Below are 18,048 nucleotides of genomic sequence, written 5' to 3' on the forward strand. Positions count from 1 at the left end.
TAACAAAAAAAACTTGAAAGAGTTTCGTGACTTGCTTTTTTCATCTTAGGTTCCTTTAGGATTTTTTATAACTTCCACTCATTTTCGCTAAAAATACCGAGTACGACTATGCTCTCTTTTGCGTTATCTACAAGATAAGGGATGACATATCCCTCAAATATCAGTTCTCTGATAGCCACATCATCTGATTTTTGAGACTGTCGGCATTTATAGGGAAAATGAGGTAAATTATTGATTTTGGCTTCTAGTTTTCTTGCAAAATTCAAAGCATTTCTTGGATTGTTTTTACCGATAAAATCAAGAATTGTATTTAACTCCATTTCATAGCGACGAGATGTATTTATATACATTTCTCTTCCCATTTTGCATATACTCTACGCATAACCTCGGCGTGAGGTATAAGCTCAACTGTACCATCATCTATCTCTTGAATGCGTCTTTGAAGCTCTTGTGCCAAAGGGTCGTTTGTTAAGTCGCAACGGCTCTCTTTTTTTTGTACTTCAAAATTTTTCACCAAATCACTCTTGAGCGAATTTAAAATCGTCATAAACTGCTCAAACTTGCTATCTTCTATCTCTAATGTTACTGTTTTCATCTTAGGCTCCTAGGGGGTTTTAGTAAACTTCATCATGTGTTCCAATATCGACAAGAATCACTTGTTCATCAACAATTATCAAAACCAAAACTATGCGATACTCGTAAGTCAAACGAACCGCATGAAACTTCTCTAAACTTCCTTGGAGTTTATGCAGTTTCAGTGAAGGCTCAAACGGGTCGTTTTCGAGTTTTTGCACTGTTTGTTTAAACTTCTCAACTAAATCAGGATGTTTTTTTAAAAATTTTTTAGAAATTTTGAGAAATCTATCTTCTCGTACAATTTTAAACATAATTAAATACCCAACTCTTTAAATAATTCATCAGAGGAGAGTGTTTTCATCCCCGAAAAATCCCCTCTATTTACCTTGTCCAAAACTTCAAGACAATGCTTTTCGTCTATTTGAAATTCATCATCCGTTTTTTGTACTTGAAATCTTTTGACAACATCGCTTTTAAGCAAATCTAGCATCATCATAAACTGCTCAAACTTGTTATCTTCTATCTCTAATGTTACTGTTTTCATCTTAGGCTCCTTTGGGTTTTATGCTGCACTCTCATCATTTTGTGATGAGGAGATATTTTTGTTTTCATACAAATCAATGATGGGAAAACATAGGTCATAGTCATTCCACTCCAAATCGCCATCTGTAATCGAAAAAGCCTCAAAGAGTGTCAAATCTTTGTATTTTGCGATACTTGGGTTTTTAGATGAACAAAGAAACGGTTCAAAATCGATGGTATGAATTTTCCCGTCGTTGAACTCCAAAGAAATTTTATACTCTTTAAGATATTTGGCTTTTACTACTTTTAACACAGAGTTACGGCTCATCACTTAACCCTCCCTTCGATTTTGATACAGTGAATCTCTTTGTGAAGCACAAAATAATCAATCCATTTTTGAACAATCTCACTAATGCAACAAAACAAACCAACACTTTATTACATTATACACGCAGATGTGCTTAAAAGAAGATAAAAAGAAAAATCAGCATCAATAAAAATTATATTTGAAAGAGTGAAGAAGGCTTGCACACCCATTTTAAAAGGGCGTGGAGAGTGAGAAAAAAACTATTTTTTCAAATAATCAGAAATCTTCTCTGCAACAGCGTATTTTGTTGACTCTGAGAGGATGATTTGCGCGGCTTTTTGGTTGTCGGTGTTGAAAACCATTGGTCCTATGAAGTTGATGAGAGACTCTTCAACAGGGTTTTGGATAAGGAGGATGTTTAGGATGAGGATATTTGATTTTTCATCTACGCCAAGGAGTGCTTGTGTTGCGTCTGGAATCTCAAAATCGTACTCTCTAAGAGCAAAAGGGTTGATAAGTGTGAAAGAGATGTTTGCATCCTCTGCTGCAACCATTCTCATAAAGTTGTCGTCAATCTTCTCTAGTGTTACTTGCTTGACGTTCTCAAAGCCTAAGATCGGTACGCAGATGTCAAATTTCATAAATAATCCTTTTGTTCATTTTGTCAATTGTAACACTTTAAGCATAAAATGTACCTAGTTTAATGCGCGTTATATATCTTTTGGATAGAATAACACCTTATCTATGAATTAGGATTATGGGAAATGGCATTGAAAAACTACGCACTTATGGCTCTTGCAGGGCTTGTACTGCTTTTTACAGGTTGTTCTAAAGACACCATCGAAGAGTACAACAAGCCGGCGATGTACTGGTACACAAAAATAGTAGAGCAGGTCTCAAATGGGGATTTGGAAAAAGCGGATGGTTACTACAGCTCGCTTCAAGGGGAGCATATCGGCTCACCTTTGCTTCCTGAGGCGACGATGATTCTCGCACTAGCACACATGCAACATGAAGAGTATCTTTTAAGTGAGCACTTTTTGGATGAGTATATCAAGCGTTATGCAACGCCAAACGAGAAAGAGGATGCGGAGTTTTTAAAAATCAAAGCAAAATACAAAGCGCTTCCACATCCAAGACGCGATCAGGTGCTCATCGATGACGCCATAGCGCAAGGTGAGGCGTTTAAGCAGAACTATCCGAACTCTATGTACTATGAAGTTGTCAACACGATGTTAGTGCGTCTTTATCTCGCGCAGTTTGTTCTCAATAAGGAGATATCGGACCTCTACGACAGGCTTGATAAGCCAAAAAGTGCGCAGTTTTACAGAGAAGTGAACCCTCAGCCTTGGATTGCGCTTGATGAACTCGATAGAGCTGAAGCACCTTGGTACAGAGCGTGGTTTGAGGGAGATGGTACGCAGAGTTGGTATGGCTTCATAGTGCCAGATACGCAAAGTGTTGTTTCAAGAAACTCTATCAAGGAGGAAGATGCAAACGAGACGGTTGCGCCAAAAGTAGAGGCTGTTCAAGAAGAGGTAAAAGTGGATGAGAACGCTAGTTGGTACGATTTTTTAAATCCATTTTCAGAGACTCAAGAGATACAAGAGGAGCAAAAAGAAGAGGATGATGGCTCAAGCTGGTACGACATCCTCAATCCATTTGCGACAAAAGGGGAAAAATAGCTATGAAACTAAGCGATTATAGTAATTTTCCTGCTGATATACCTGTTATCGCAGAAGATGAAATTTTCTTATACCCTTTTATGATTGCGCCGCTTTTTTTAAGCGATGAGAGCAACATAAAAGCAGCCGCAAAAGCCATAGAAGAGGGTTCTTTGGTTATCGTATGTCCTACAAAACCATCGCATGAGGGTGAGAGAAGCTTTGAAGCACTCTATGATGCCGGTGTCGTAGGCTCTATCATGCGAAAAGTAGCACTTCCTGATGGAAGAGTGAAGGTTCTTTTTCAAGGTCTTGCACGCGCAAAGACTTTTGCAAAAGTGAGTGAAAATCCGCTTATTGCACGAGTTGATGTCATAGAAGCGACAAGTGTAAACTCTCTCAAAATTGATGCAATACTAGAAATATTGCGTGAAAAGGTGAGAAAACTCGCCGCAGTTAGTAACTACTTTCCTCCTGATTTGCTCCGCACCATAGAAGAAAATCATGACTATAACCGTATCATCGACCTTATCTGCTCTACCGTCAAGCTAAAAAAAGAGCAGGCATATGCACTTTTTGTCGAGTCAAACACAGAGAAGAGATTTTTAGAGCTTATTGAGCATATTATCGATGAGATAGAGGCAAACAAACTCCAAAAAGAGATTCGCTCCAAAGTACACACGCACATAGAAAAAGTCAACAAAGAGTATTTTTTAAAAGAGCAGCTCAAGCAGATACAAAAAGAGCTTGGAAGCGACACGTCAAGAGATGAAGAGCTTGAAGAGTATAGAAAAAAACTTGAAGCAAAAAAAGCAAAGATGAGTGCTGAAGCATACAAGGAGGTAGCAAAGCAGATAGAACGCTACTCACGTATGCATCCTGACTCATCTGACGCTTCTATGACGCAGACATATCTTGACTGGGCGCTTGAAGTTCCTTTTGGAGATGAGAGCAAAAAAGAGCTCAAAATCAGTGAAGTTGAAGCACAACTTGACAAAGACCACTACTCACTGGAGAAGCCAAAAGAGAGAATTGCAGAGTTTTTTGCGGTCAAAGAGCTGATGGAGTTAAGAGGTATAAAAAATAGCTCTGGGGCGATTTTGTGTTTTTGGGGACCTCCCGGAGTGGGTAAAACGTCTCTTGCTAACTCCATCGCTGAAGCGCTTAAACGCCCACTTGTGCGCATCGCACTTGGAGGGCTAGAGGATGTTAACGAACTAAGAGGACATAGAAGAACCTATGTCGGTGCGATGCCCGGGCGCATAGTGCAGGGGCTTATCAGTGCCAAAAAGATGAATCCAGTAGTTGTGCTCGATGAGATTGACAAGGTAGCAAAAAGCGGAAGAGGCGACCCGACTGCGGCTCTTTTAGAGATACTAGACCCTGAGCAAAACAGTGAGTTTAGAGACTACTATCTCAACTTCAACATTGACCTCTCAAAAGTTATCTTTATAGCAACGGCAAATGATGTAGGCAATATCCCTGCACCGTTGCGTGATAGGATGGAGTTCATAGGTATCAGCTCCTACACGCCGCAAGAGAAGTATGAGATAGCTTCAAGATATCTTCTGCCGCAAGAGCTTAAAAAACATGGTCTTAAAAAATCAGAAGTTACCATCTCCAAAGTGGCACTCAAAGAGCTTATCCATAGCTATACACGTGAGGCGGGTGTGCGTAACCTTCGCCGCCGTATCGCTAACATGGCAAGAAAAGTGGCACGGGAGATTTTAGAGCATCCGGAGGTGTCAAAGGTTTCTCTGACTGTAAAAAATCTCAAAGATTACTTTGATAAAACAGTTTTTGAGATAGAAAAAACAACAAAAATTCCTGTGGTTGGAGTTGTAAATGGTCTTGCGTGGACTGCTGTCGGGGGCGATGTGCTCAAAATCGAGAGTATCCGCATCAAAGGCAAAGGAAGTATGCAACTTACGGGAAGTTTGGGCGATGTGATGAAAGAGTCGGCACATATAGCATACAGTGTCGTCAAAACGCTTATCGATACCAAAAAACTCAAAATAGATGCCAAAAATATCCCGCTCTCGCCAAAAGAGATAGAAGAGAAGACAAAGATAGATGCCAGTGAAGTATATAAGCGTTATGACCTACACATCCACGTTCCCGATGGTGCAACGCCAAAAGATGGTCCAAGTGCCGGAATCGCTCTTGTAAGTGTTATCGCCTCTATACTAAGTGGCAGAAAAGTGCGTTCAGAAATCGCTATGACGGGAGAAGTTTCTCTTAGCGGTGATGTACTTCCAATCGGTGGTTTAAGAGAAAAGCTTATAGCGGCTCACAAAGCTGATATGAGCAAGGTGCTTATCCCGATAAAAAATTATGAGAGAGATTTGGAAGATATTCCAGATGAAGTCAAAGAGTCTTTAGAGATTATTGCAGTGAGTCGAATCGAAGAGGTTATAAGTCACATTCTTGTTTAAACAAGAAGTGACTCGATTTTTTCAGTAAGCTCTACACTTCTGATAGGTTTCATTAAGAAGCTGTTTGCCCCAAGTTCCAGAGCTTCTGTCTTTTTTGTCTCATCAGTTGTAAGTACGATGATAGGCGTTTGCTTGATGTTGTCATCCAAACGCACAACCCGAAGAACTTCCAAACCATTCATGATGGGCATAATGATGTCTAAGAGAACAAGATCGATATCGTTTCTTGATTTGATGAAGCCAATAGCATCGGCTCCATTTTTTGCTTCAATCACCTCTTTTACGTTTGGGTTTTTTGTAAGCATCGATTTTAAAAGTTTTAAGTTTATCAAATCATCATCGACGGCGAGTATAGTAAGTTCTTTTGACATTTAGTTTCCTTCTTGAACATGTTTTACGAAGAGAGATTTTAGCACATCTCTAGTAACAACATTGTTGATAATCTCATCTACCTCTGCGCTGTGTGCTTGGCTGTTTTTTTGCATTGAATCATCCACTAAAACAACATACGATTCAAGACCATTGGAGGCACTGAGTTTTCTGATACTCGTAGCAATAGCGACAACATCCAAGTCCGCATACTCTTTGTCAAAGAGAACCACTTTGTAGGAGTAGTTACTGATAAGCTCTTGAAAATCAACGAGTGAAGAGGCTACTTCATAGGTTAACCCCTCCATAGACTCTATCACTTTTGTGTAGAGTTTTGCCTCAAAGCTGCTTTTCTTTGCAATGAGGATATCTGCTCTATACTCTGTTGCTGTTGTGTGATGCTGCGCTGCTTCATCAATCTTTTCGATGAGAACCTCTTGCATATCTGGCTCATGAGGCGTTTGAGTGCTAGAGGGACGCTCTAAATCATCCTCTTCAACGATAAAGTCAAAAAGGAAAGTGTTAAGTACAGAGATAATCTCTGTTCTTACAAGAGGTTTTGTTGTATATTCATCAAGTCCTGCTGCTAAAAATCTCTCTCTGTCTCCTTTGAGCGCATTTGCTGTGAGTGCAACGATAGGGATATGTGGCTGGTTATAGTCTCTCTCCCACTCCAAAATCTCTGCAGTAGCCTCTACGCCATCTAAAAATGGCATCTGGATATCCATAAAGACGAGATCAAATTTTCCATCTTTTCTCTTCTGGAATGCATCAAGACCATTGTTTGCGATGGTTACGGTAAGACCCAAATCTTCGAGTGTTCTTTGGATAAGTTTCTGGTTGATGACATTGTCCTCAGCAACTAAAACATGCGCAATAAATTTTGATTTGTTAAGGTCAAACTTCTTACGAGATCTCTTTTTAGCAACTTGTACTACTGCATGTGATGCGACGTAATTTTCTAAAGTTTGTTTGATTTTAGAAGAGTGAATAGGCTCATAGAGTATTTTGAAGATATCTAGTCCAAGAGAGTCTATGCGCTTCATAAGATTTGATTTTGTTAGAACAATGAGATTTTGTGGAAGTTTTGCGAACTCGCGCAATGTCTCTTCATTTGTGTAGTCATAATCAACAAAGAGAAGATTATACGAAGTATCTTGTGAAAGTAGCTCTACTTTTGAGATATCAGTAAATGTTGTGTGCGCCACTCCATAGTAATCAAGGTACTCTCTTAAGTACTTGTCTTGCTTTTTGATCTTATACGAATCGCTAAGAATCAATGCTTTGAGTGTGTTAAAGTTACCCTGTGAACTCTCGCTAAGTGTCTCTACTTCATCAAAGTCAAGCGTAAAGAAGAAAGTTGTACCCTCTCCAACCTTGCTATCGAGATCGAGTTTGCCGCCCATAAGCTCAACAAAGTTGCTCGATATGGTAAGTCCAAGACCGGTTCCACCGTATTTACGTGTGATGGAAGTATCAGCCTGAGAAAATGCTTCAAATATTTTAGATTTTTGCTCACTCGTAACACCGATACCGCTATCTTGAATCTCAAACTTGACTCTTGTTTTTCCAACTTCTTGCGCTTCGAGTTTTCTGATGTTGACGTTGATAGAACCAGCGTTGTTTGTAAACTTGACGGCATTGGAGAGAAGGTTGATAATAACCTCTTTGAGTTTGGTCGGATCACCTTTGAGCGGAAACTCAAGACTAGGATCGATAAAACATCCAAGATTGATATGCTTCTCACTCGCGCGAACTGCATAAACTTCCACCGCGCTCTCAAACTCTAAGATAGGGTTAAATGCGATGTTTTCAATCTCAAGTTTGTTGCTCTCAATCTTAGAGAGGTCAAGAATGTTGTTGATAATCTCAAGAAGATTTTCTGAACTTTTTTCGATGATATCGACAAATTCACTCTGTTCTTCTTGAAGCCCTGAATCTTTAAGAAGTTCAGTAAATCCGACAATTCCATTAAGAGGTGTTCGAATCTCATGTGACATATTAGCCAAGAACATGGATTTTGCCTCACTCGCTTCTTGTGCAGAAATTTTATCTTTTTTGGTCTGCTCGATGATATCTTCAAGAAGTTGGTAAGCTAAGTTTGTACCTTCTGCCGTATGAAGGTTGATTTTTCTCTCTTTTGAGTCGTAGTCACCCGTAACTTTTTCTAAAACGTTTTCAAGGTTTTTGATGTTTTTTGCAATCTCATTGGATAAGATATAGCCCAAAATACCAAGAATAATCGCAATAAACCAAACGGTGAATGTTAAAATAAGAACACGAAGGGACTCATCTTGTACTGTCTGCGCTCTTGCGTTCATCGCATCTAAGAGGAGCTCTTCTGCTTGGGCTATAATGTTGATTTTTTCAGAGAGCATAGTAAACCAGATACCTGAAGTAATATCATACTCACCGCTCTCTGCAACGGAGATAATCGCTGTTCTCTCGCTGTTTATCTCTTCAAAGAGCTCTTTTGCATCTTCATTTTTAAAGAGTGTGTCTAAGCTCTTTACAAGTTCTTTGTTTTGAATCCCCTCATAGTTGAGTGCATCGGCTTTACCGATAAGAGAAATCCATTTGTTTAAGTCTTCACTTGTTAGTTCTGTAGAACGAGAGATGATATATGCCATATACCCTCTCTCAATACCCGATGCCTCTTTTGCGTTGACCATTGAGATATAAAGAGAGTAAAGTTGATTAATCTCTTTATCTATCTGGTTTTCGGTAATTTGTTCAAGCTGTTTGATAAAAGTTGCCTGTGCTGCAACATAGACATCCATAAACATCTCTTCAAACTCTATGGTGTGTGCATCAACAAGAGGCCTTACCGACTTGATTTTAGCAATAACCGCAATGACGTTATCTATGTTGCCACATGCGAGGCAATCACTTTTTTCACCGTTGTTTGCATCTGTATGGAGTCTTTTACTCTCTTGTGCAAATTGAAGGTAGCTCTCCACCTTTTGGTCAACAACTTTTCTTTGTTCATGAAGTGATTTGAGGATATTTTCTGTCTTGTTTCCAAGATACATCGCACTCATACCACGCTCACGCGCAACGTTACTGACTACTTCATTGAGTTTTCTGTTTTGCTCTAGTCTGTTTTGGAGCTGTTGCGCAGCATTGAACCCCAAAAATGAGTTGTAAACATAGTAACTCGTCATCGCAAAAAGTACGACAATCGGAAGAAGACTGATAAGTCTTAATCTATTTTTTAATCCAAACTGCATTATTTACCCTCTGTTTTTGATATAAGAGCCAAGATTGAAATGGTCTGTGCTACAAAATCTTTGATTTGCGCGTTTTGCGTTGCGTTGATAATACTCTCTAAAGATGCGTCAAACTCATGAATTCGCATGTTTTCACTCATCCCTTTAAGCTTGATAGCGAAGCTCTTGCAAGTAGCTAAATCGCTATTTTGCATCGCGCTATTCATATTTTGTGTAATCTCTTTAGCTTCTGCGAGGTAGTCTTCAAAGAGTTCGTTAAAGCTCTCTAAATCTAAGCCTATATCGTGTGCTATTTTCTTTTTGTCATAATGAAGGAGAACAAGAGGACTCTCCTGCTCTGGCAGAGACTCTTCATTCAGGAATAACTCTGCGCTCAAATCTTCTGCCACATGAGGAGTTGGGGTTGGTTTGAAAAAATCATCATCAGCAAGTTGAGGAACTTCTATGGTATCGGGAACATCTGCATCGCTTATCTCATTTTGTTTGATAGTAAGCGGCTCCTCTTTAAAAGATAAAACCAAATCATCTGTCTCTTTTGTCTCACTAGGAGTTTCTTTAGAAGCGATGCTAGGGGCTTCTTCTTTTGAGAGTTTAGTGATGATTTTGTAAAATCTATCAAGATTTATTTTTATCTCATAATCATCATGCGAGGTGTTGATGATTTTAAGTGCATCGAGTGCATCTTCGATTCTTAGGTTTGCTGCAACGCCTTTGAGTTTATGGGATTGAATCCTGAGATTGTCCATATTTCCGTTGGCAAGAGAGTTGTAGAGGTCGCCTTTAAAACTATTTGCTTGAGCTATAAAGTCTTGAACAAACTCTTCTACTAAATCAATAGGCAGCCCCAAATCATCTGATGCGACATGTGGATCAAAAACATAACTATCAAAAGGGGTCTCCTCCTCAAGAAGTGGCTGTTTTAATTCAGCTATAGGTTCCTTTTTGCTCTCTTGTTTTGCAATCTCTGGTTTTGGTGCAACAGGCTCTTCCGCGAGTAAATCATGTATCTCAATGTTGATTTCACGAGGTTTGCTTGGGACTTGAGGGACAAGCTCATGCGACTCCTCTTCATAAGGGTCTTTAATGACATTAGTACTGAGGTTCTCATAGCTAGGCTCTTTTTTGAGTGGAGCTACATCTTTGGGTGCTACTGTTTGCTCTGTTTTTTGTGTGGATGGTGCAGCAATGATTTGTGCTTCTTGTGCTCCAGAGAGTGTCCTAAGGTTTAAAAGCTCTACGATAAAGGCTTTTTGCGCAGGATTGTCAACAAGATAAATTGTCTTAATGGCAAGGTTTGTCGTGAATTTTTTATCTTTTACATTGAGAATCGCTTTTGCGTCCGTTCCGCTATCGTTACATGCTATATAGTCAATCCAATGAACATGCTTAAAGTTATGGATATAACCTGGTGTTTTGATGAAAAGATCTGCGAAATCTGGAGCCTCCGCACGCATATTTGCTATACTTAAAAACCCTAAAGCCTTCAAATCGGCTTCGTCTATCCCCACAAACTCTTTTTTATAGTTATAAATTAACATAGATACCCTTTGCTATTGGTTATTGCTATTGTGTTGCAATTTTTCATTTTCTTGAATGTTTTTTCTTGGAGAAGGTTTACTAACAGAGATATAGCCCGTCATTTGACCTTGTTTATTGAAAATAGGAGCAATTTCAATATCAATCCAGTAGTAGAGCCCATCTTTACGCAAGTTTTTGAGCATACTGTTATAAACCTGTCCACTCTTTAAAGTGTTCCACATCTTCTCAAAAGTAGATTCATGGGTTTGTGGGTGTTTAGTTATGCTGATGTTACTGCCTAGAAGTTCATCAAGTGTATAACCAGAGACTTCACAAAACTTTCTGTTGGCAAAAGTAATAGTTCCATTTAAATCAGTCTGAACAATGGCTACTTTTCCTTCAAAAAGATACTCTTCATTTTTTGGTACAACTTTATTCATAAAAACCTCTATTTATCGTAAAAAATCACAAAAGTCGCTAAATATAGCATTAATAGTTTAAAAAAAAACTTATATATAACTGTTTTTTATTATATTGGCATCTTTTATGTTTAAAACGCAACTTATCTCTTCAACAGTTGCTTTGCGGAGTGCTTCAAATGTCCCAAAATGGTTAAGTAGCTTGATGATTTTTGCTTGCGAAATCCCTTTGAGAGTTAAAAGATTGCTCTCTTGGTCGAGTTTTAGTTTTGTTTTTTTATGAAAGTTGATGGCACATCTATGCGCCTCATCTCTGAGTTTTTGTACAAAGTGAAGTCTTTTGTCGCTCTCTTGGAGTTTAAAGATGTTCTCTTTGGAGTGCATGATATCTTTAGCTTTGCCTTTTGCACGGTGTGCTTTGGCATCTACTTTCTCTTTTGAAATGGCGATAACGTCTAAAAAAACACCATTAGACTCTAGGATTTCAAGCGCAAGATGAAGCAGTGTTGCTCCTCCATCTAAAACCCACAAATCTGGAGGCGGATTTTTTTCAAAACTCTCACATCTTCTTGTGAGCATCTCCCGCATTTGTCCATACTCATCTCTGGCATGAAGGTGGTAGATGCGGTAGCTCTTTTTCTCAAATGCACCCTCTGCATAAACTGCCATAGCGCCCACCGTTGCCACGCCAGACATGTGAGAGTTGTCAAAAACCTCTATGCGCTGCGGTGCTCTTTGAAGTCCAAAAAGCTCCTGTATCTCATGGGTGATGTCGCTGTTTTTGGATGCACTCTCTTTTTTGAGCAGTTCGGCTGCATTGAGCAGTGCTAGGTCAACTAGCTGTTTTTTCTTGCCCACTTTGGGAACGTGAATGGCAGCTTTTTTCTCAAAAAGAGTAGTAAGATACTCCTCTAAAACCTCTCTACCCTCAAAATCTGCAGCTACTAAGATGGGTGCTATGATGGGCGGCTTGCCATGTGTGTAAAACTCCATCAAAACTCTTTGGTAGAGCTCGTCTGCATCGTACCCCTCATGCAGTGCGATGGTGTCGTGGGAGGAGGAGATGATTTTGCCATCACGCATAAAGATACGTACAACGGCGGCTTTTGTCTCGGTGTGTTCGATGGCGAAGATGTCGTAGTTCTCATTGGTGGCAAAGTCTATCTCGCTTTTTATTTCGGAGCGGCTTATGCGCTCGCATCTGTCACGAATCTCTTTCGCCTCTTCAAAGCGGAGGTTTTCGGCATAAAAATGCATCTTCTCTTCAAGTTTTTTGAGGAGTATTTTTTTGTTTTGGATGAGTTCTGTGGCGGTATCAAGCTCTTTTTTATAGCGTTCTTGCGGTATGTCAAGTTCGCAAGGACCGAGGCATTTGCCTATCTGGTAGTAGAGGCAGAGCTTTTTGGACGCCAGAGACCCTTTTTTTTGTACAAGAGCGCAGAGTTCGTAGATGGAGTCTAAGATGTCACGTGCGCCGACAGAGTATGGACCATAATACTTGATAGTGGATGATTTGATGATTTTTCTTGTAATCTCAAAGCGAGGATATTTTTGTCCATAATCGATGTAAATGTAGGGGTAGGTTTTATCGTCACGAAGCAAAATATTGTACTTTGGCATCAGCTGTTTGATAAGAGAGTTCTCAAGGATAAGCGCATCGTGTTCGGAGTTGACAACGATATAGTTAAGCGAGACGGTTTGCTCTATCATTTTAGTGATTCTGCTTGAGAGATTTGGATTTGCCCTGAGCTCTGGGGTGAAGTAAAAGTAGCTTTTTACCCTTTTTGCTAGACTTTTTGCTTTTCCCACATAAAGAAGTCGCCCCTCTATGTCAAAGTATTGGTAAATTCCTGCAGAATCAGGAAGCTGTTTGATGGTCTCTTCAAGCGTCATTTTTATGCATCTCTTTGATGATTTTTTGGATGCTAAGAACAAGCGAATGAAGTTTTTTATCTTGTATGGGTATTTCAAAGTCGCCACTAGCGCGCTCTGGATAGACCTCTTTTTGTTTTTCTTCCTCTTTGGCGATGTTTTTTGGTGTGTATGTTACAAAAGCTCTGATGTCATCAAAAAGAGGCACATCTTCCTCCATGCACTCTGGGGGCATATAGAATTTTAAAGCGCTTTTAATAGTTTGTATATTATTATCAAACTCTTGTTTCCCAACGGGATGATTAAATACAAAAAATAGTGTTCTGTTTTTAATGTAAGTAAAGTTGATCATTTTGCGCACTGGCGGTGTAAACATAGATTTGACTCTTTGCATGCATTTGTGCGAAGATAGTCTAGAAAATTGAGGTTTACTTTGAATAGAATCTATAATCTGAGCAGCGTTTTTCATGGAGTAATTATAGCAATCTTTTTGCTTAATCTAAGTGGATGCGGATATAAAGCTGATCCATACTATCAAGAGAGCGCACCAAAGGGTGATGATAATGTCAAGTTTATTATCAAACAGCCAAAGAGTGACAATAGCGAGAGCGGAACCGCACAAAAATGAAATATGATGTCATTATAGTAGGAGCAGGTGTAGCGGGGCTTTACGCTGCTATGCATCTTCCTCGTGATAAAAAAGTCCTTATCATTAACAAAAGAGAGACTTTTAAGTGCAACAGTTTTTATGCACAGGGTGGTATCGCTTTGGCAATCGATGCCGAAGATATTCCTCTGCATGTTCAAGATACACTTGATGCCGGAGCTGGGCTTTGTGATGAAGAGGCGGTTAGGGTTTTAAGTGAGAGTTCCAAGGGAATTATCGATGATTTGATAGCACGCGGTTTTGAGTTTGACAGAGATAAAGAGGGCAAACTTCTCTACACCAAAGAGGCAGCCCACTCCAAAGAGAGGATTCTTCATGCAGGAGGCGATGCAACGGGTCGCTATATGCACTACTTTTTGTTGCAGCAAAATCCTCATCCGATGTTAACTGATGCGAGAGTGGTTGATTTGCTTATCAAAGATGGCGAGTGTTATGGGGTGACTGTGCTTGACCATCGTGAGAGTAGAAATATCTATGCGGATAATGTCATCATCGCAAGTGGGGGCGTGGGCTCTTTGTATGCCTACCACACAAATGCACCGTGCATCAGTGCCGATATGCAGGGGCTTTGCGTCATGAAAAAGATAGAGCTTGCAGATATGGAGATGATGCAGTTTCATCCGACTGTTTTTGTAGATAACAACTCCGCACAAAAACTGCTTCTTACTGAGGCGCTTAGAGGTGAGGGCGCTACGGTTGAAGATGAGAATGGGAGAAGATTTCTTTTTGATTATGACGAACGGGGAGAGCTTGCTTCACGCGATATCGTAAGTAAAGCGATTTACGATCATCATAAAAAAACAGGGATGCAAACCTACCTCTCATTTCAAAACTTCGAGCATGTTTACTTTACAAAACGCTTTCCAAATCTCTATAAAAATCTCCAAGATTTAGGTTTTGATGTGCCAAAACAGCGTGTACCGATATCTCCGGCGTTTCACTACGCTATCGGCGGGATTAAGACAGATGTCAATGGCGCGGTCTCTGGCGTCAAATCTCTTTATGCTGTAGGAGAGGTTGCTTCGACAAAAGTGCATGGAGCAAACAGGCTTGCCTCGAACTCGCTCTTAGAGGGTCTTGTCTTTGGCAAAAGAGCGGTTGCGCATCTTTTGGGCAAAAAAGAGCACAAAAAGAGTGTTACGTTTGAAGTTGCCGATGAGGTAATGAGCTACAAAGAGGATAAAGAGAAAAAAAATCTTCTTCGCCGCATTATGTGGGAGAATGTCTCCATCGTTAGGACAAAAAGCGGTTTAAAGAGTGCGTTGGAGCAGATTAATGCTCTTTTGAATGAAAAAATTGGTAAACTTCTCAAATTTCGTTTGCTCAGTGCAAGAGAGATTGTTCTTGCTGCATTGGCGAGAGACGAGTCTATCGGGGTACATTTTATACAAAAGGATGAAAATGATTAGGTTGTTGATGCTCTTGTTTTTAGGGTTTGGTTTTGCGTACGGAAGTGCAGGTGGTGCAGAGGGGGGCTCTATACCGGATTTGACATTTACGTGGGTAGGTTTTGCCTCTCTTATTATCTTTGTTATCGGTTACTATTTTGTTGCCGCTGAGGAGAAGTACCATATAGACAAGGCTAAACCGGCACTCTTTACGGGTACTTTTTTGTTTATGCTTGTTGCTCTTTACTATGCCATCAACGGCATGGACATGAATATGGTGCATACGCAGGTTGAACATATCATCCTAGAGATTGCAGAGATTTTCTTCTTCTTGTTTGTTGCTATGACATTTATCGAGTCGATGATTCACATGGGCGTTTTTGACAGACTCAAATACAACCTTGTCTCCAAAGGGTACAGCTACAAAAAGCTCTTTTGGGCAACGGGAATCTTGGCGTTTTTCATCTCTCCGGTTGCAGACAACCTAACGACTGCTCTTATCCTCTCAACAGTTCTTATAACCATTGAGCGCAACAAGGTTTCGTTTTTGGTTCCAGGGGCGATAAACATCGTTGTTGCGGCAAATGCCGGCGGTGCGTGGAGTCCCTTTGGAGATATCACAACCCTTATGGCATGGGCGGCAGGAAAAGGAGAGTTTGTGGACTTCTTGTTCCTCTTCCCAGCTTCTATCGGAGGGTTTTTTGTAACGGGATATCTCTTAAGCAGATTTGTACCCGATGAGACACCGTTTTTTGATGCAACGACTGAGAAAAAACCTGAGATGATGCATGGCGCTCAAGTGGTTATCGGGCTTGGCGTATTTACCATCGTTTGTGCCGTACTTTCGCATCAAGTGCTGCATCTTCCAGCTATGTGGGGTATGCTCTTTGGTCTCTCTCTTCTTAAGCTTTATGCTTACAGACTTAAAAAAGTGCATAACTCTGAGTTTAACATCTTCCACTCTATCGCAAAGATTGAGAACAATACGCTTCTCTTTTTCTTCGGTATCTTAGCGGCGGTTGGAGCTCTCTACTTTGTCGGTTGGCTTGGACTTGCGGCGGTTGTTTATGACCCATCGGTTCTTGGACCTACATGGTCAAATATCGGTGTCGGTTTCCTCTCTGCTATCGTGGATAATGTTCCTGTTATGTCGGCAATCCTAAAAGCAAATCCAGAGATGGGCGTTGATCAGTGGTTGCTTGTTACTTTAACAGCGGGAATCGGCGGTTCGCTTATCTCGTTTGGCTCTGCGGCGGGTGTCGGTGTTATGGGTAAACTTCCGGGAATCTATACATTTGGCTCACATATGAAGTACTCTTGGACTATTTTTATAGGTTATGTCGTCTCAATCGCTATCTGGTATGTTCAGTTCGAAGTGCTAGGGCTCTACATCAAACATTAAACAAACTTTGTGTATCCTTTTGCTATCAAAAGGGTACATAACCCTCTTCAAACACTCTTTTCAAAGGTATTTATATGACAAATGTCAGCATTATAGTTTTAGATTTTGGGTCTCAATATACCCAGCTTATAGCTCGTCGCTTACGTGAAGATAAAATCTACTGTGAGATTCTTCCTTACCATACAAAAGTAGAAGATATCAAAGCAAAAAACCCACAAGGCGTTATCTTAAGCGGAGGTCCATCTTCTGTTTACAACAAAGATGCCTACGTTGTGGATCAAGGTGTTTATAGCATGGGGATTCCTGTGCTTGGTATCTGCTACGGTATGCAGAGAATTGCGGTTGACTTTGGCGGTAGCGTTATTCGCTCAAATCACCATGAGTATGGCAAAGCTGAACTAACGATTAACAACTATGAGAACAACTGTTCACCACTTTTAAAAGATTGTGATGATGGGCGCATTGTTTGGATGAGCCATAGCGATAAGGTAGATGTGCTTCCTGAAGGATTTACTCCTATTGCCACATCTGCAAACTCTCCTTATGCAGCTATCGCCGATGAGAAAAGACGTATCTATGCGATGCAGTATCACCCTGAAGTTCAGCACTCTGAAGAGGGCTATTTGATGCTTCGCAACTTCGCAAGAACTATCTGTGGCGTTACAGAGAAGTGGAAGATGGAACACTTCTTAAAAGAGCAGATAAAGAGTATCCGCCAAAAAGTAGGAACAGGCAAAGTTCTTTGCGGACTAAGCGGTGGAGTGGATAGCTCTGTTGTTGCTGCGATGCTTTATGAAGCTATCGGAGAGCAGTTAGTTCCTGTATTTGTTGACAATGGACTTTTACGCAAAGGCGAGAGAGAGCAGGTTGAAGAGGTTTTTAAGATTAACCTCAAAGTGCCTTTGGTCGTTGTGGATGCAAGAGAGAGTTTTTTAAGCAAACTTGCAGGCGTGAGTGACCCAGAGAAAAAACGCAAAATTATCGGACATACATTTATAGAAGAGTTTGAAAAAGAGGCTAAAAAACATGACGGTATCAAGTTTTTAGCGCAAGGCACGCTTTATCCTGACGTTATAGAGTCTATCTCTGTAAATGGTCCATCCGAGGTTATCAAGTCACACCATAATGTTGGTGGATTGCCTGATTGGATGGATTTTGAACTTATCGAGCCGCTAAGAGAGCTTTTTAAAGATGAAGTGCGCAAAATCGGTCTGGAGCTTGGACTTCCAGAGTCGATGATAAACCGCCATCCATTCCCTGGACCAGGACTTGCGATTCGTATCATGGGTGATGTCAATGAGGCAGATTTGACGCTGCTTCGAGAAGCGGATGTTATCTTACTTGATGAGCTAAAAGCAAGCGGCTACTATGCAAAAACTTGGCAAGCTTTTGCAGTACTGCTCAATGTAAAATCAGTCGGCGTTATGGGTGATAACCGTACGTATGACAACACGGTATGTGTGAGAGTTGTTGAAGCAGTAGATGGTATGACGGCAACATTTGCGCATCTTCCGCATGACCTCTTAGAGCGTATCAGCAGACGTATCATCAATGAAGTGGATGGTATCAACCGTGTTGTTTACGACATAAGCTCAAAGCCACCAGCAACAATCGAGTGGGAATAAATTATTCAAAATTTCAGCACACTTTGAAATGATTAGACTTCGACATAGTTCACT

18 protein-coding genes are annotated in these 18,048 nt (G+C 40.4%); 6 read left to right on the plus strand and 12 right to left on the minus strand.

Annotated elements, in window-relative coordinates; all coding sequences use genetic code 11:
- Window positions 1-65: 65 nt before the first annotated feature.
- From AC6H4V_RS01950 to fliW, 6 genes are all read right to left on the minus strand, one after another.
- A complete protein-coding gene (locus AC6H4V_RS01950; RefSeq protein ID WP_497607262.1) occupies window positions 66-350 on the minus strand; it encodes a type II toxin-antitoxin system RelE/ParE family toxin in 285 nt (94 codons plus the stop codon).
- Complete coding sequence (locus AC6H4V_RS01955; protein ID WP_497607263.1) at window positions 341-595, minus strand: hypothetical protein; 255 nt, start codon at window positions 593-595, stop codon at window positions 341-343. The genes AC6H4V_RS01950 and AC6H4V_RS01955 overlap by 10 nt, the downstream gene beginning before the upstream one ends.
- 19 nt (window positions 596-614) lie before the next feature.
- Window positions 615-887 carry a type II toxin-antitoxin system RelE/ParE family toxin gene (locus AC6H4V_RS01960; protein WP_497607264.1) on the minus strand — a complete coding sequence of 91 codons (273 nt, stop codon included), beginning with the start codon at window positions 885-887 and terminating at the stop codon, window positions 615-617.
- Window positions 888-889: 2 nt separating this feature from the next.
- On the minus strand, window positions 890-1,120 hold the full coding sequence (locus AC6H4V_RS01965; RefSeq protein WP_497607265.1) for a hypothetical protein: 231 nt from the start codon (window positions 1,118-1,120) through the stop codon (window positions 890-892).
- An 18-nt stretch (window positions 1,121-1,138) separates the two neighbouring features.
- Window positions 1,139-1,426, minus strand: a complete 288-nt coding sequence (locus AC6H4V_RS01970) for a DUF2442 domain-containing protein (protein ID WP_497607897.1) — start codon at window positions 1,424-1,426, stop codon at window positions 1,139-1,141.
- Between the two features lie 239 nt (window positions 1,427-1,665).
- Window positions 1,666-2,046: a flagellar assembly protein FliW gene (fliW, locus tag AC6H4V_RS01975; RefSeq protein WP_428729212.1), complete on the minus strand. Its 381-nt coding sequence runs from the start codon at window positions 2,044-2,046 to the stop codon at window positions 1,666-1,668.
- A gap of 123 nt (window positions 2,047-2,169) precedes the next feature.
- On the opposite strand from fliW, the gene AC6H4V_RS01980 reads away from it, so the two are divergent.
- Both AC6H4V_RS01980 and lon read left to right on the plus strand, forming a co-directional pair.
- Entirely contained in the window at window positions 2,170-3,090 is a 921-nt protein-coding gene (locus tag AC6H4V_RS01980; protein ID WP_497607266.1) for an outer membrane protein assembly factor BamD, read from the plus strand.
- Window positions 3,091-3,092: 2 nt separating this feature from the next.
- Window positions 3,093-5,504 carry an endopeptidase La gene (gene lon / locus AC6H4V_RS01985; protein WP_497607267.1) on the plus strand — a complete coding sequence of 804 codons (2,412 nt, stop codon included), beginning with the start codon at window positions 3,093-3,095 and terminating at the stop codon, window positions 5,502-5,504.
- Here lon and AC6H4V_RS01990 read toward each other — a convergent pair.
- From AC6H4V_RS01990 to AC6H4V_RS02015, 6 genes are all read right to left on the minus strand, one after another.
- Entirely contained in the window at window positions 5,501-5,875 is a 375-nt protein-coding gene (locus tag AC6H4V_RS01990) for a response regulator (RefSeq protein ID WP_428729215.1), read from the minus strand. The two genes, lon and AC6H4V_RS01990, sit on opposite strands and share 4 nt — an antisense overlap.
- Window positions 5,876-9,103, minus strand: coding sequence for a nitrate- and nitrite sensing domain-containing protein (locus AC6H4V_RS01995; RefSeq protein WP_497607268.1), 3,228 nt, complete (start codon window positions 9,101-9,103; stop codon window positions 5,876-5,878). It lies immediately after the preceding gene.
- Window positions 9,103-10,641, minus strand: a complete 1,539-nt coding sequence (locus AC6H4V_RS02000; protein WP_497607269.1) for an Hpt domain-containing protein — start codon at window positions 10,639-10,641, stop codon at window positions 9,103-9,105. The genes AC6H4V_RS01995 and AC6H4V_RS02000 overlap by 1 nt, the downstream gene beginning before the upstream one ends.
- A 12-nt stretch (window positions 10,642-10,653) precedes the next feature.
- Window positions 10,654-11,061, minus strand: coding sequence for a PAS domain-containing protein (locus AC6H4V_RS02005; RefSeq protein WP_428729218.1), 408 nt, complete (start codon window positions 11,059-11,061; stop codon window positions 10,654-10,656).
- A 69-nt stretch (window positions 11,062-11,130) separates the two neighbouring features.
- The gene (gene uvrC, locus AC6H4V_RS02010) at window positions 11,131-12,933 is read right to left on the minus strand and encodes an excinuclease ABC subunit UvrC (RefSeq protein WP_497607270.1); all 1,803 of its coding nucleotides are present in this window, start codon (window positions 12,931-12,933) and stop codon (window positions 11,131-11,133) included.
- The gene (locus tag AC6H4V_RS02015; RefSeq protein ID WP_497607271.1) at window positions 12,923-13,306 is read right to left on the minus strand and encodes a hypothetical protein; all 384 of its coding nucleotides are present in this window, start codon (window positions 13,304-13,306) and stop codon (window positions 12,923-12,925) included. The genes uvrC and AC6H4V_RS02015 overlap by 11 nt, the downstream gene beginning before the upstream one ends.
- A 39-nt stretch (window positions 13,307-13,345) precedes the next feature.
- On the opposite strand from AC6H4V_RS02015, the gene AC6H4V_RS02020 reads away from it, so the two are divergent.
- The 4 genes from AC6H4V_RS02020 (at window position 13,346) to guaA (ending at window position 17,994) form a co-directional block, all read left to right on the plus strand.
- A complete protein-coding gene (locus AC6H4V_RS02020; RefSeq protein ID WP_428729221.1) occupies window positions 13,346-13,540 on the plus strand; it encodes a hypothetical protein in 195 nt (64 codons plus the stop codon).
- A complete protein-coding gene (gene nadB / locus AC6H4V_RS02025; protein WP_428729222.1) occupies window positions 13,537-14,988 on the plus strand; it encodes an L-aspartate oxidase in 1,452 nt (483 codons plus the stop codon). Before AC6H4V_RS02020 ends, nadB begins: the two co-directional genes overlap by 4 nt.
- On the plus strand, window positions 14,981-16,369 hold the full coding sequence (gene nhaD / locus AC6H4V_RS02030; protein ID WP_497607272.1) for a sodium:proton antiporter NhaD: 1,389 nt from the start codon (window positions 14,981-14,983) through the stop codon (window positions 16,367-16,369). Before nadB ends, nhaD begins: the two co-directional genes overlap by 8 nt.
- A 74-nt stretch (window positions 16,370-16,443) precedes the next feature.
- The gene (guaA, locus tag AC6H4V_RS02035; RefSeq protein ID WP_497607273.1) at window positions 16,444-17,994 is read left to right on the plus strand and encodes a glutamine-hydrolyzing GMP synthase; all 1,551 of its coding nucleotides are present in this window, start codon (window positions 16,444-16,446) and stop codon (window positions 17,992-17,994) included.
- Window positions 17,995-18,048: the final 54 nt, after the last annotated feature.

It is taken from the genome of Sulfurimonas lacustris, from assembly GCF_059705355.1.

Excerpts from the sequence above, each read along its gene's own strand:
- AC6H4V_RS01980 (WP_497607266.1), top strand. The coding sequence starts at position 2,170 with ATGGCATTGAAAAACTACGCACTTATGGCTCTTGCAGGGCTTGTACTG.
- AC6H4V_RS01960 (WP_497607264.1), bottom strand. The coding sequence starts at position 887 with ATGTTTAAAATTGTACGAGAAGATAGATTTCTCAAAATTTCTAAAAAA.
- nadB (WP_428729222.1), top strand. The coding sequence starts at position 13,537 with ATGAAATATGATGTCATTATAGTAGGAGCAGGTGTAGCGGGGCTTTAC.
- AC6H4V_RS01965 (WP_497607265.1), bottom strand. The coding sequence starts at position 1,120 with ATGAAAACAGTAACATTAGAGATAGAAGATAACAAGTTTGAGCAGTTT.
- lon (WP_497607267.1), top strand. The coding sequence starts at position 3,093 with ATGAAACTAAGCGATTATAGTAATTTTCCTGCTGATATACCTGTTATC.
- fliW (WP_428729212.1), bottom strand. The coding sequence starts at position 2,046 with ATGAAATTTGACATCTGCGTACCGATCTTAGGCTTTGAGAACGTCAAG.
- AC6H4V_RS02005 (WP_428729218.1), bottom strand. The coding sequence starts at position 11,061 with ATGAATAAAGTTGTACCAAAAAATGAAGAGTATCTTTTTGAAGGAAAA.
- AC6H4V_RS02000 (WP_497607269.1), bottom strand. The coding sequence starts at position 10,641 with ATGTTAATTTATAACTATAAAAAAGAGTTTGTGGGGATAGACGAAGCC.
- AC6H4V_RS01950 (WP_497607262.1), bottom strand. The coding sequence starts at position 350 with ATGTATATAAATACATCTCGTCGCTATGAAATGGAGTTAAATACAATT.
- uvrC (WP_497607270.1), bottom strand. The coding sequence starts at position 12,933 with ATGACGCTTGAAGAGACCATCAAACAGCTTCCTGATTCTGCAGGAATT.
- AC6H4V_RS01990 (WP_428729215.1), bottom strand. The coding sequence starts at position 5,875 with ATGTCAAAAGAACTTACTATACTCGCCGTCGATGATGATTTGATAAAC.
- AC6H4V_RS02015 (WP_497607271.1), bottom strand. The coding sequence starts at position 13,306 with ATGCAAAGAGTCAAATCTATGTTTACACCGCCAGTGCGCAAAATGATC.
- AC6H4V_RS01955 (WP_497607263.1), bottom strand. The coding sequence starts at position 595 with ATGAAAACAGTAACATTAGAGATAGAAGATAGCAAGTTTGAGCAGTTT.
- guaA (WP_497607273.1), top strand. The coding sequence starts at position 16,444 with ATGACAAATGTCAGCATTATAGTTTTAGATTTTGGGTCTCAATATACC.
- nhaD (WP_497607272.1), top strand. The coding sequence starts at position 14,981 with ATGATTAGGTTGTTGATGCTCTTGTTTTTAGGGTTTGGTTTTGCGTAC.
- AC6H4V_RS01970 (WP_497607897.1), bottom strand. The coding sequence starts at position 1,426 with ATGAGCCGTAACTCTGTGTTAAAAGTAGTAAAAGCCAAATATCTTAAA.
- AC6H4V_RS01995 (WP_497607268.1), bottom strand. The coding sequence starts at position 9,103 with ATGCAGTTTGGATTAAAAAATAGATTAAGACTTATCAGTCTTCTTCCG.